General features: G+C 66.8%; 11 protein-coding genes, 1 pseudogene and 1 riboswitch. Of the genes and pseudogenes, 4 read left to right on the top strand and 8 right to left on the bottom strand.

Going from position 1 to position 12,404, the window contains the following annotated elements:
* The 6 genes and pseudogenes from AC1DHD_RS08015 to AC1DHD_RS07990 all read right to left on the bottom strand — a co-directional run.
* Positions 1–769: pseudogene (locus AC1DHD_RS08015) on the bottom strand (ABC transporter permease); the annotation flags it as partial.
* 178 nt (positions 770–947) lie between these two features.
* Complete coding sequence (locus AC1DHD_RS08010; protein ID WP_476879198.1) at positions 948–2,048, bottom strand: substrate-binding domain-containing protein; 1,101 nt, start codon at positions 2,046–2,048, stop codon at positions 948–950.
* A 63-nt stretch (positions 2,049–2,111) separates the two neighbouring features.
* Positions 2,112–3,380, bottom strand: a complete 1,269-nt coding sequence (gene mmsB, locus AC1DHD_RS08005; RefSeq protein ID WP_476879197.1) for a multiple monosaccharide ABC transporter permease — start codon at positions 3,378–3,380, stop codon at positions 2,112–2,114.
* 45 nt (positions 3,381–3,425) lie between these two features.
* Positions 3,426–4,982, bottom strand: a complete 1,557-nt coding sequence (gene mmsA, locus AC1DHD_RS08000) for a multiple monosaccharide ABC transporter ATP-binding protein (protein ID WP_476879196.1) — start codon at positions 4,980–4,982, stop codon at positions 3,426–3,428.
* A gap of 130 nt (positions 4,983–5,112) precedes the next feature.
* Complete coding sequence (locus AC1DHD_RS07995; protein ID WP_476879195.1) at positions 5,113–6,303, bottom strand: ROK family transcriptional regulator; 1,191 nt, start codon at positions 6,301–6,303, stop codon at positions 5,113–5,115.
* A gap of 94 nt (positions 6,304–6,397) precedes the next feature.
* Positions 6,398–6,916 carry a gamma carbonic anhydrase family protein gene (locus AC1DHD_RS07990; RefSeq protein WP_476879194.1) on the bottom strand — a complete coding sequence of 173 codons (519 nt, stop codon included), beginning with the start codon at positions 6,914–6,916 and terminating at the stop codon, positions 6,398–6,400.
* A 99-nt stretch (positions 6,917–7,015) separates the two neighbouring features.
* Between AC1DHD_RS07990 and AC1DHD_RS07985 the strand changes: the two genes are divergently transcribed.
* Positions 7,016–7,519, top strand: coding sequence for a DUF2231 domain-containing protein (locus AC1DHD_RS07985; RefSeq protein ID WP_476879193.1), 504 nt, complete (start codon positions 7,016–7,018; stop codon positions 7,517–7,519).
* Positions 7,520–7,609: 90 nt separating this feature from the next.
* On the opposite strand, the gene AC1DHD_RS07980 is transcribed toward AC1DHD_RS07985, so the two are convergent.
* A complete protein-coding gene (locus AC1DHD_RS07980) occupies positions 7,610–8,023 on the bottom strand; it encodes a class I SAM-dependent methyltransferase (RefSeq protein ID WP_476879192.1) in 414 nt (137 codons plus the stop codon).
* A gap of 55 nt (positions 8,024–8,078) precedes the next feature.
* Positions 8,079–8,939 (bottom strand): formyltetrahydrofolate deformylase, encoded by an 861-nt coding sequence (gene purU, locus AC1DHD_RS07975; protein WP_476879191.1) that lies wholly within the window; start codon positions 8,937–8,939, stop codon positions 8,079–8,081.
* Positions 8,940–8,970: 31 nt separating this feature from the next.
* Positions 8,971–9,056, top strand: a riboswitch (ZMP/ZTP riboswitch).
* A 171-nt stretch (positions 9,057–9,227) separates the two neighbouring features.
* On the opposite strand from purU, the gene glyA reads away from it, so the two are divergent.
* The 3 genes from glyA to AC1DHD_RS07960 all read left to right on the top strand — a co-directional run.
* Entirely contained in the window at positions 9,228–10,529 is a 1,302-nt protein-coding gene (gene glyA, locus AC1DHD_RS07970) for a serine hydroxymethyltransferase (protein WP_476879190.1), read from the top strand.
* A 4-nt stretch (positions 10,530–10,533) separates the two neighbouring features.
* Complete coding sequence (locus tag AC1DHD_RS07965; RefSeq protein ID WP_476879189.1) at positions 10,534–11,466, top strand: bifunctional methylenetetrahydrofolate dehydrogenase/methenyltetrahydrofolate cyclohydrolase; 933 nt, start codon at positions 10,534–10,536, stop codon at positions 11,464–11,466.
* Positions 11,467–11,642: 176 nt separating this feature from the next.
* On the top strand, positions 11,643–12,404 hold a 762-nt coding region (locus AC1DHD_RS07960), incomplete at its 3' end, for an ABC transporter ATP-binding protein (protein WP_476879199.1).

The raw sequence follows: 12,404 nt of genomic DNA, 5'->3' as shown, positions 1-12,404 counted from the left end.
GCGTCAGATAAAGGGCGTTGTTGCCGAACGCCGTGCCGGCGTCGAACAGTCCCCGGACCGTAAAGGTCTTTTCCGCGATGGTGAACGTCGAGCCGACCTTGAGGTTGTTCTTCTCGGCCAGCGTGGTGCCAAGCAGGGCCCCTGTTGAGGCTGCGGCGTAGTTGCCCAGGCCGGTGCCCTGCGTCAGCTGCAGGGCCTTGCCGCTGGAGTCCACCCCGGCCCCGATGCCGGTGGCGGTCACCGGCAGGGAGAACGACGGAGCGGCCTGGCCGGTGCCGCCGGTGCTGCCGGAGGACTGGTTRCGGTTGCCGAGCGTCCCGGCGTCGACCGCGGCGGTCAGGCTCGTAGTGACGGTCGTGGCGGACTGGCCGCCGGGGCCGCCCTGGCCTGCCTGGCCGCCGGATCGTGCATGGCCGGCCTGCGCTGCGGCGGCCTGAGCTGCGGCCTGAGCTGCGACCTGGGCGGCGTTGCGGAGCCGCAGCGCCTTGGTGCCGACCACCGAGCTGACGTTGGGCACGGCGGCCGCGGTGGCTGCCTCCGCGGCGGTGAGCGGCTCCCCGCCGCCCTCGAAGCCCTGCCCGCCGGCCGGGTTGACGGTCAGGACSGTGCCCACCGAGGCGTTCAGYTCGGCAACCTTKCCGGTGACGGCCTGGTTGGCCACSAGCATGGACAGTGCGAGGCCGATGGCCACAGCGAGGACGGCCACAACGGCGGCGGTCCTGACCTTGTTTCGAAAGGCGTTGCCTACACTCCGGGCAAGGACGCTCACGGTACTCCTAGGGATCTGGCGCCGGAGTCTCCGGCGGCTGTTCCCACACTGGTACGGCTGGCTGTGCGGAGGTCGGGGGGTTCCTTTGGATCTGCTGTGAAGCACACAAAAGGGCCCCGGCCCTCCCGCGTGAACTGGTCACTGCGGGGGAGCCGGGGCCCTGGTGTGGAGCGTTAGGCTACTTGGTCAGCGGTCCGAGTACCGGATCGTCAACGTAAGCGGACTTAACGTTTTCCTTCGTCACGATGACCGGCGGCAGCAGGAACGCCGGCACCGTCTTGACCTTGTTGTTGTAGGACTTGTCGTCATTGACCTCAGGCTTCTTGCCCGCCTGGATGTCCTTGACCATGGTGATCGCGTGCTCAACGAGCTTGCGGGTGTCCTTGTTGATGGTGGAGTACTGCTCGCCTGCCATGATCGACTTGACGGACTCAACTTCGGAGTCCTGGCCGGTGACAACGGGGAGCGGCTTGCCGGCAGCCTTGACCGAGGTCAGGATTGCGCGGGCCAGCGTATCGTTCGGCGACAGGACGCCGTCGAGGGAGGCGCTGCCGTAGCTGCCGGTCAGCAGGGTGTCGGCGCGACGCTGGGCGTTCTCAGCCTTCCAGCCCTGGGTGACGGCCTGTTCGAAGGTCTTCTGGCCGGAGAGGACCTTGAGGGTGCCGTCGTCGATCTTCGGCTGGAGCACCTTCATTGCGCCGTCGAAGAAGACCTTCGCGTTGGCGTCATCGGGGGAACCGGCGAACAGTTCGATGTTGTACGGGCCGGACGGCTTCTTGGCCTTGAGTCCGTCCAGAAGCGCCTGGCCCTGGAGTTCGCCGACCTTGAAGTTGTCGTAGGCCACGTAGTAGTCAACGTTCGGGGTGTTCAGGAGCAGACGGTCATACGCGATGATGGTGGCGCCAGCGTCCTTGGCCTGCTTGAGCTGGGTACCGAGCTGGGCGCCGTCGATGGCACCCACGATGATGACCTTGTCACCCTTGGTGACCATCGCGCTGATCTGGTTCTGCTGCTCCGAAACGCCGCCGTTGGCGAACTGCACATCTGCCTTGAAGCCGGCGCCGTTGAGGCCGTCATTGAACAACTTCTCCGCCAGCACCCAGTTCTCACTGGTCTTCTGGGGGAGCGCGACGCCGATCGGGGAGTTCTTGGGGAACGCCTCGCCGCCGCCGCTTGCGCCGCCGGAAGTTCCGCTGTCGGAACGGCCGCAGGCTGTCAGCGCCAGTGCCGCAATAGCAGCGATCGCTGCTGCCTTTCCTGCTTTACCAATCATTTGCATTGCTTGGTTCACTTTCTTTTAGATGGTGTTCGGAGAATCGGGGTTGAGGGGCCGGGGAACCGGTCAGGATTCCTTGGCGATGACTTCCTTGGTGGACGTCGTCTCGTCAGGCCGGGCTTCGTTCCCGCGGCTGAAGTTCTTCATCATCATGCCGATGATCGACCTCTTGCCCTGGGTCTTGTTGTAGACGTCGAAGGCGACCGCGATCAGGAGCACCAGGCCCTTGATGATCTGGGTGAGGTCGGCGCCGACGCCGAGGAGCTGCAGGCCGTTGTTCAGCACGGCCATCACGAGGCCACCGACGATCGAGCCGATCACGGTACCGACGCCGCCGGTGACCGCGGCGCCGCCAATGAAGACGGCGGCGATCGCGTCAAGTTCCCAGCCGACGCCGTCGAACGGGCCGGAGGCGGTGGAACGGCCGACGAAGATCATGCCGGCGAGGCCGGCCAGGACCGACATGTTCATCATGACCAGGAAGTTGACCTTCTTGGACTGGACGCCGGAGAGCTCGGCCGCGTGGCGGTTGCCGCCGACGGCGTAGACGTGGCGGCCGATGATGGTCTTGGAGGAGATGAAGCCGTAGACCAGGACCAGGATCGCCAGGATCAGGCCCGGAATCGGGAACGAGGTGCCGGGGCGGCCGGTCGCGAAGAGGTACGTCGCGTAGAGGATGGCGCCGCAGATCAGGACGAGTTTGGTGATGGTGACCCAGGCCTCGGGGACCTCGGCGCCGAGGGCCTTGGCCTTGCGGCGGGAGCGGATCTCGCTGTAGATGACGAACGCGGCGCCCGCCAGGCCCAGCAGCAGGGTGAGGTTGTTATAGCCGGTGTTGGGGCCGAACTCGGGCAGGTAGCCGGAACCGATGTACTGGAAGTCGTTCGGCACCGGGATGGTGTTCGACTTGCCGACGAACTGGTTGAAGCCGCGGAAGAGCAGCATGCCGGCCAGCGTCACGATAAAGGCCGGAATACCGACGTAGGCGGTCCAGAAGCCCTGCCAGGCGCCGATCAGGGCGCCCAGGATCAGGCCGAAGAGGATTCCGAGGTACCACGGAATGCCCCAGTCCTGGATCATCAGGGCGACGCTGACGCCTACGAAGGCGGCGACGGAGCCGACGGAAAGGTCGATGTGGCCGGCGATGATCACCAGCACCATCCCGATCGCGAGGATCAGGATGTAGGAGTTGCCGTTGAAGAGGTTGATGACGTTGCCCGGGGTGAGCGTGCGGCCCTCTGTGAAAATCTGGAAGAAGACGATCAGTGCAACCAGGGCGAAGATCATGCCGAATTGGCGGGTGTTGCCGCCAAAGAGCTTCTTGAGCGCGTTCATTGTGTCAGTCCTTGTTGTCCGGAATGTTCTGGGTGGTCCAGAGGGTCAAGCGGTCTTGCGGGCGGAAGTCATGAGTTTCATGAGGCTTTCCTGGCTGGCTTCGTCTTTGTCGAGCACACCGGTGATGGCGCCCTCGAAGATGGTGTAGATGCGGTCGGAGAGGCCGAGGAGTTCGGGCAGCTCCGAGGAGATCACGATGACGCCTTTCCCCTGGTTGGCCAGTTGCTGGATGATGCCGTAGATCTCGTACTTGGCGCCGACGTCGATCCCGCGGGTGGGTTCGTCCAGGATCAGCAGTTCCGGGTCGGTGAACATCCACTTCGCCAGCACCACCTTCTGCTGGTTGCCGCCGGAGAGTTTGGCCACGCCTTCCTCGACGGACGGTGTTTTGGTGCGCAGTGACTTGCGGTACTGCTCGGCGACCGTGAATTCCTTGTCGGCGTCGACGACGTTGTGGCTGCTGATCTTCTTCAGCGCCGCGGACACCGTGGTGGCCTTGATGTCATCGAGCAGGTTCAGGCCCAGGGACTTGCGGTCCTCGGTGACGTAGCCGAGGCCGGCGTCGATGGCCTGCTTCACGGTCTTCAGGTGCAGTTCCCGGCCGTCCTTGTAGACCTGGCCGGAGATGAAGCGGCCGTAGGAGCGGCCGAAGATGGACCGGGCCAGTTCGGTGCGCCCGGCGCCCATCAGGCCGGCGAAGCCAACGATCTCGCCGCGGCGGACGAAGAAGTTGGAGTTCTTGCAGACCAAGCGGTCCTGGATCTGCGGGTGGCCGACGTTCCAGTTCTTGACCTCGAAGAACGTCTCGCCGATTTTCGGCTCGTGGTCCGGGAACCGGGACTCCAGGGTCCGGCCCACCATGCCCTTGATGATGCGGTCCTCGTCGACGCCGTCGGCCTTCACGTCCAGGGTCTCGATGGACTTGCCGTCACGGATGATCGTGATCGAGTCGGCGATCTGTTCGATCTCGTTGAGCTTGTGCGAAATGATGATCGAGGTGATGCCGCGGCCCTTCAGGCCCAGGATCAGRTCCAGCAGGTGCTGGGAGTCGGATTCGTTCAGGGYCGCCGTGGGCTCGTCSAGGATGAGGAGCTTGACCTTCTTGTTCAGCGCCTTGGCGATCTCCACCAGCTGCTGCTTGCCGACGCCGATTTCCTTGACCGGGGTGTCCGGGTCCTCGCGCAGGCCCACCCGGGCCAGCAGCTCGGTGGACCGCGTCCGGGCCTCGGCCCAGTCGATGACTCCGCGCTTGGTGGGTTCGTTGCCCAGGAAGATGTTCTCCGTGATGGAGAGTTCCGGGATGAGGGCGAGTTCTTGGTGGATGATCACGATGCCGGCGTGCTCGCTGGCCCGGATGTCCTTGAACTGCTGGACTTCGTTCTGGTAGACGATGTCGCCGGTGTAGCTGCCGTAGGGGTAAACGCCCGAGAGCACCTTCATGAGGGTGGATTTTCCTGCGCCGTTCTCACCGCAGATGGCGTGGATCTCGCCGGCCTTCACCCGCAGGGTCACCTCGGCCAATGCTTTAACGCCGGGGAATTCTTTGGTGATGGAGCGCATCTCGAGAATTACGGGATCGCTGTGCGTGTTGAGGGACGTCATCTGCCCTTACGCCTCCAATGCATGACTTCGTTGTCCGCCCCTGCAAACCGCAGGGCCGTCTGATGCAAAAGTAAACTGGATCACGCCGTTGTCGTCAAGTCTTTAACGCAACGGCTCGATAACAGCTTCTTTAGTTTCGCCGGATTCCGGCATGTTGGAACACCAAAGCTGTGGCCCCGAGCGCCTCGGCGCGGTCGCCGAGGGAGGACATGGTCAGGACCGTTGTCTCCCCGATAACCGGCACGGCGTGGCGCACCAGGCCCCGCCGGATCGGGTCCAGGAGCAGCTCGCCGAGCCCGGCCAGCGGTCCGCCGACGACGATCACCTCCGGGTTGATCAGGTTCGCGACGTTGCCCAGTGCGCGGCCCGCGGCGAGGCCGGCGTCGTCCACGACACGCAGGGTGGCCGAGTCCCGGGCGAGGGCCTTGCGGACGATGTCCTCCGACGTCAGCGGCTTGTCCTCACCCCGGCTCAGCAGTTCGATCATGGTGGTGGTGGACGCAATGGTTTCCAGGCAGCCGCGGTTGCCGCAGCGGCAGACGAGGCCGTGCTCGTGGATGGTGGCGTGGCCGATTTCGCCGGTGATGCCGACGTTGCCGTAGTACGGCATGCCGTTCAGGATCAGGCCGGCGCCGATGCCCGAGCCGATCTTGAGGAACAGCAGGTTGCTGATGCCGGTGTGCGGTCCCCAGGTGACCTCGGACAGGGCGCCGAGGTTGGCGTCGTTGTCGACGAAAACGGGGAGATCCAGCGCTTCCTCGAGGCGTTTGAGGATGTTGATGCCCACCCACTCGGGCAGGATTGCGCCCTGCGCGACGGTGCCGGTGCGGCGGTCGATGGGCCCCGGGATGCCGACGCCGGCACCCACCAGGGCGCTGCGCTCGACGCCGCTTCCGGCCAGCAGCCGGTCCAGCACCCCGACGGCGGCCTCGATGCCTTCCTCCGCGTGGTGGCCCAGCGGCAGCAGGACCGATTCTTCCGCGACCACGTGGTAGCTCAGGGAGGCCAGGACCACCCGCAGGTGCCGGCGGCCGAAGTCGATGCCGACGGCCACAGCGCCGTTGCTGTTGAGCCGGACGTTCAGAGCGCGGCGGCCGGAGCTGGTGATCGGTTCGGTGGACGCCAGCCCGGCGTCCTGCATGATCTTGACGATGTTGGAGACCGTGGCCGTGGAGAGGCCGGTCTGGCGGGCCAGTTCCGCCTGGGTGGAGGGCCCGGCCAGCAGGCATTCGATGATCCGTTGCTGGTTCAGATGCCGGAGGGCGGATTGCGACCCGGGGTTTTTGGTGCGGCTCCTCGTTGAGCGCGTTGGTGAGGGCATGCAATGAAGCGTGCCCCATCAACGCTTTGTAGTCAAGAAGTTAACGCAAGGGTCGGAGGGCGTGTCTTGCTCCGGCCCGTTGCCGAGCCGGACCTCAGCCGTGGATTTCTCGGTGGGCCCGTGCAAGGTCCCGGTAATGGGCGGCGTTCTGCTTGACGCCCTCGAACTCCTCGTCGCTCAGTTCCCGGCGGACCTTGGCGGGAACACCGGCGACCAGCGAGCGGGGCGGGATAACGGTGCCTTCCAGGACCACGGCGCCGGCGGCGATCAACGAGCCGGCCCCGATCACCGCGCCGTTGAGGATGGTGGCGCTCATGCCGATCAGGCAGTCGTCCTCGACCGTGCAGCCGTGCACCACTGCGCTGTGGCCGACGCTGACCCGGGCTCCGACGGTGCAGGGGAACCCCGGATCCGCGTGCAGCACCACGTTGTCCTGCAAGTTGGTGCCGGCACCGACAGTGATCGCGGCCGTGTCGGCCCGGACGGAGACGCCGTAGAAGGCGCTGGAGTCTTCGGCCAGGGTGGCTTTGCCGATCACCGAAGCGCTGGGGGCGACGAAGGCGGATGCGTGGACGGCCGGGGTGTTTCCGGCGAAGGCGTAGACAGGGCTCATGCCACCAGCCTAGGACACCTGCCTCTTGCGGGTCCGGCGGCCCTGAGTAGGATCGGGGCCATCCCGCCATGCACCCGGACGCGTCCCCAGGAGGCCGGTATGTTCCTGACACTGATGAAACAGCTGGCCGACGCCGAGTCGCTCGACCCCGCCGTCCGCACCGCGGAGCCGATCGCCGCCCGGCTGGTCGCCAACCCCCGACTCCGGCGCTTCTTCCACGGCGATGCCAACGGCATCCCGCCGCACGTGATCCTCAGCGACCTGCCCTTCGGCGCGTGGTTCATGGCGGTCTTCCTGGACCTGTTTCCGGACCGGGGGAGCCGGCGGGCGGCGCAGCGGCTGGTTGGCTTGGGTGTCCTTGCCGCCCCGCCGACGGCGATCAGCGGCTGGGCCGAATGGGCCCGGGCTGATCACGCGACGCGGCGGATCGGCGTCGTCCATGCCGCCGCGAACCTGACCGCGACGCTGATCTTCCTGGCCTCCTGGCGTGCCCGCCGCAAGGGCCGGCACCGGCTGGGGGTGGGCCTGGCCCGGGCCGGCGCCGTCCTGCTGGTGGCCGGCGGCTTCCTGGGCGGCTACATGCGGAGCAACCCAAGGCCCTGACCGGCCCTTTCCCCCGTTGCCCTATCACCTTTGGTTGTTCTGGGGCCCCGATGGCAACCAAAAGTGATAGCGCAACCGGGGGATGGGGGCTTAGGCGGGGGAGCGGAGGACCGTGAAACCCTCGCCGAGGTCCGGGCGGCCGAGTCCGGGGACGACGACGGCGATCGGCGCACCCGGTTCCGCGACCCGGCGCACTTCCCGCACGACGCCGTCCCATGCCGCCGGGGGCAGTTCGGCCAGGGCGTCGACCGCCCAGACCGCGGGGAACGCGGCGTCGGCGAAGGGCAGTACCTGTCCGCCCGCGACCGAGGCGGAGAGCCCGTGGGCGCGGGCCGCATGGATGTTCTCCTCCGAGGGATCGACGCCGGTGAAGTGGATCCCGGCGCGGACAAAGCGGAGCCCGTCCGCGCCCGTTCCGCAATCGAGGCCCAGCACGCCGCGCCGGCCCTCGGCCTTGAGCAGCTCGAGGAAGGCCTCGAGTTCATCCTGCGGTGACGCTTCCATGGCTCCAGTTAAGGACGGCGCGGGCCCGAAAACAAGCGCTCCCTGCGGGCGGGCCTCAGCTGAAGACGACGGTCCGGTTGCCGTCCAGTAGCACCCGGTGCTCGGCGTGCCACTGCACGGCCTGGGCGAGGGTGCGGCCCTCGACGTCGCGGCCCATCTGGACGAACTGCTCGGCGGTGCGGCGGTGGTCCACGCGGATGACTTCCTGCTCGATGATCGGGCCCTCATCCAGCGCGGCGGTGACGTAGTGGGCCGTGGCGCCGATGAGCTTCACGCCGCGGGCATGCGCCTGGTGGTACGGCTTGGCGCCCTTGAACGAGGGCAGGAAGGAATGGTGGATGTTGATCGCCTTGCCGGTGAGCTCGGTGCAGAGCTCGTCGGAGAGGATCTGCATGTACCGGGCCAGGACCGTGAGCTCGATGTCGTGTTCGGCCATGAGTTTCCGGAGGGCGTCCTCGGCGTCGGCCTTGGTGTCCTTGGTGACCGGGATGTGGTGGAACGGGATGCCGTAGAACTCGGCCAGGCCAGCCAGGTCACGGTGGTTGGAGACGATGGCGGGGATCTCGATGGGCAGGGTGCCGGAGCGCTGCAGGAACAGCAGGTCGTTGAGGCAGTGGGCGGACGTGCTCGCCATCAGCAGGGTGCGGACCCGGCGGCCGGCCGGGTTGAGGCTCCACTGCATACCGAACGCGTGGGCGACCGGCTCCAGCGCGGCGTGCAACTCGGCCGTCGGTGCCGCCGTGGTGGCTTCCACCCGCATAAAGAACGTCCCGGTGCCCTGGCTGCCGTACTGCTGGGAGTCCGTAATGTTGCAGCCGGCCACCAGCAGGGCGCCGGCCACAGCGTGCACAATCCCTGGCCGGTCCGGGCAGGAGAGGGTCAGAACGTAGGAAGCAGTCAGCTGGTCTTCAGTCACGAAAGACAAGCCTACCCGCGCTGGGATAGGCTGGATGAGTCGCAACTGGCGTTGGGTGGGTAACCACCAGGGAGCGGCACGCACGCAGACCACGGATCGTACGCCTGGGCCGAGGGTCATGTTTTTCCGGACGGCAGCCCCGCTGCCGGACCGCCACCGGTACCCCGATCATGGGTGTTCCGGCCGCGTTCCGGGTCCTTCACGGGCCCCGTAATTTTGCGGCGCCGTGGCGGCCCAGCCGGTAACCTGACCTTAAAGCAGTGACCGTTGCCAAGCCAGGAGTTCGTCGTGACTACTTCCCCTAGCCTTTCCTCAGCAGCCGTGAGCAACCAGCCGCTCGCTGACCTTGACCCCGAAATCGCCGCCGTCCTGGCCCAGGAGCTCGGCCGCCAGCGCGGCACCCTGGAGATGATCGCCTCCGAGAACTTCGCGCCGCGGGCCGTGATGGAGGCCCAGGGTTCGGTCCTGACCAACAAATACGCCGAGGGCTACCCGGGCCGCCGCTACTACGGCGGCTGCGAGTACGTCGACGTCGCCGAGCAGCTGGCCATCGACCGGGTCAAGGACCTCTTCGGTGCCGAGTTCGCCAACGTCCAGCCCCACTCCGGCGCGCAGGCCAACGCCGCCGCGCTGTCCGCCATGATCACCCCCGGGGACAAGATCCTGGGACTGTCCCTGGCCCACGGCGGGCACCTGACCCACGGGATGAAGCTGAACTTCTCCGGCAAGCTGTACGAGGTGGCCGCGTACCAGGTCGAGGAGGACAACTTCCGGATCGACATGGACAAGCTCCGCGAGCAGGCGCTCGCCGAGAAGCCGCAGGTCATCATCGCCGGCTGGTCCGCCTACCCGCGGCACCTGGACTTCGCGGCCTTCCGCTCCATCGCCGACGAGGTCGGCGCGCTGCTGTGGACCGATATGGCGCACTTCGCCGGCCTGGTGGCCGCCGGACTGCACCCGAGCCCGGTCCCGCACTCCGACGTCGTCACCTCCACCGTGCACAAGACCCTTGCCGGTCCCCGCTCGGGCGTCATCCTGGCCAAGCAGGAATGGGCCAAGAAGATCAACTCCAACGTCTTCCCCGGCCAGCAGGGCGGCCCGCTGATGCACGTCATCGCCGCCAAGGCCGTGGCCTTCAAGATCGCCGGCACGGAGGAGTTCAAGGAGCGCCAGGAGCGCGTCCTTGAGGGTGCCCGGATCATCGCCGACCGCCTGAACCAGTCCGACGTCGCCGAGGCCGGCGTCTCGGTCCTGACCGGCGGCACCGACGTGCACCTGGTCCTGGTGGACCTGCGGAACTCCCAGCTGGACGGGCAGCAGGCGGAGGACCTCCTGCACTCAGTCGGCATCACCGTCAACCGCAACGCCGTGCCCTTCGACCCGCGCCCGCCGATGGTCACCTCCGGCCTGCGGATCGGCACTCCGGCCCTCGCCACCCGCGGCTTCGGCGCCACGGAGTTCACCGAAGTCGCCGAGATCATCGCCACCGCGTTGAAGGCCGGTAGCGGGGCAGACGTCGAGGCGCTGCAGTCCCGCGTGGACAAACTCGCCGAAGACTTCCCGCTGTACCCGCAGCACGAGCAGTGGTGATTCGATGACCGCCACGAACTCCGCCCCCGCACAGCCGCAGACCGCCGGCGTCCTCGACGGCAAGGCCACCGCCGCAGCCATCAAAGCCGAGCTGACCCAACGGGTCGCCGCCCTCAAGGCCCGGGGCGTCGTCCCCGGCCTGGGCACCATCCTGGTCGGGTCCGACCCCGGAAGCACCTGGTACGTCGGCGGCAAGCACAAGGACTGCGCCGAGGTCGGCATCACCTCCATCCGGCGCGACCTGCCCGAAGAGACCACCCAGGACGAACTGCTGGCCGTGGTCCGGGAGCTCAACGAGAACCCCGAATGCACCGGCTACATCGTCCAGCTGCCGCTGCCCAAGCACATTGACCAGGACGTCATCCTCGAAGCCATGGAGCCGGAGAAAGACGCCGACGGACTGCACCCGATGAACCTGGGCCGGCTGGTGGCGAACGTCAGCGGACCCATGAAGTCCCCGCTGCCCTGCACTCCCAAGGGCTGCGTCGAACTGCTGACCCGGCACGGCATCGACCTCAACGGCAAGCGCGTCCTGGTGGTGGGGCGCGGCGTCACCATCGGCCGTCCCGTCGGGCTGCTGCTGACCCGCAAGGACGTCAACGCCACCGTCATCCTCGCGCACACCGGCACCGTAGACCTGCCCGCCGAACTCCGGCAGGCCGACGTCGTGATCGCCGCGGCCGGCCAGCCGCACATGATCAAAGCCGGCGACCTCAAGCCGGGCGCCATCGTGCTCGACGTCGGCGTCAGCCGCGTCGACGACGGCTCCGGCAGAGCCGTGGTCACCGGCGACGTGGACCCGGCCGCGGCCGACGTCGCCGCCTGGCTGTCGCCGAACCCCGGTGGCGTGGGGCCGATGACCCGCGCCATGCTGCTGGCCAACGTGGTGGAAACCGCCGAACGCCAGCTGCAGGACGGACTCTCCGCCGCCTCCTGACCGGACCCGCGGGCCCGCAGCTGCTGCCGTATCAACCCTTCGAAACGGCAGCGGGTGTGGGCCCGCGGCCCAGGAAAATAAAATGTCTGGATTTTTTTACGAAAAGACTCTTTCATAGTTTGCCGGGATGGACTACCGTGTTCCGGGTGTCTGAACTTGTGTCGAAAGAGTCCCCGTTGACCAGTGCCGCCGAAACCGGCGAACCCCAGTACGTCATCACCGCCGAAAACCTCACCAAAACGTATGGCGACGTGACCGCCGTCGACGGGATCACCTTCCGCGTGCCCGCCGGCGAGGCGTTCGGCCTCCTTGGTCCCAACGGCGCCGGCAAGTCCACCACCATGAAGATGATCGGCGGGGTCTCGCAGCGGACCTCCGGCAGCCTGAGCATCATGGGCCTGGACCCGGAGCAGCACGGCCCCGAGGTCCGCGCCCACCTTGGTGTGGTGCCGCAGCAGGACAACCTCGATGAGGAACTGAAGGTCCGCGACAACCTCCTGGTCTACGGCCGCTACTTCGGCCTGCCCATGAGCTACCTCAAGCCCAAAGCCGACGAACTGCTGGAATTCGCCCAGCTGACGGACAAGGCCAAGTCGAAGGTGGACGCCCTGTCCGGCGGCATGAAGCGCCGGCTCACGATCGCCCGGTCCCTGATCAACGAACCGCGCATCCTGCTCCTGGACGAACCCACGACCGGACTCGATCCGCAGGCCCGGCACATCCTCTGGGACCGGCTGTTCCGGCTCAAGGAACAAGGCGTCACCCTGATCCTCACCACCCATTACATGGACGAGGCGGAACAGCTCTGTGACCGCCTGATTGTGGTGGACAAGGGAAAGATCATGGCCGAAGGTTCCCCGGCGAGCCTGATCCGCGAATACTCCACCCGCGAGGTCCTGGAGTTGCGCTTCGGCTCCGAACGGAACGCCACCGTGGGC

The organism is Arthrobacter sp. 05L45_2, assembly GCF_056397525.1.
The sequence above is the reverse complement of the archived record's forward strand: the minus strand, read 5'-3'. Positions and strand labels throughout refer to the sequence as shown.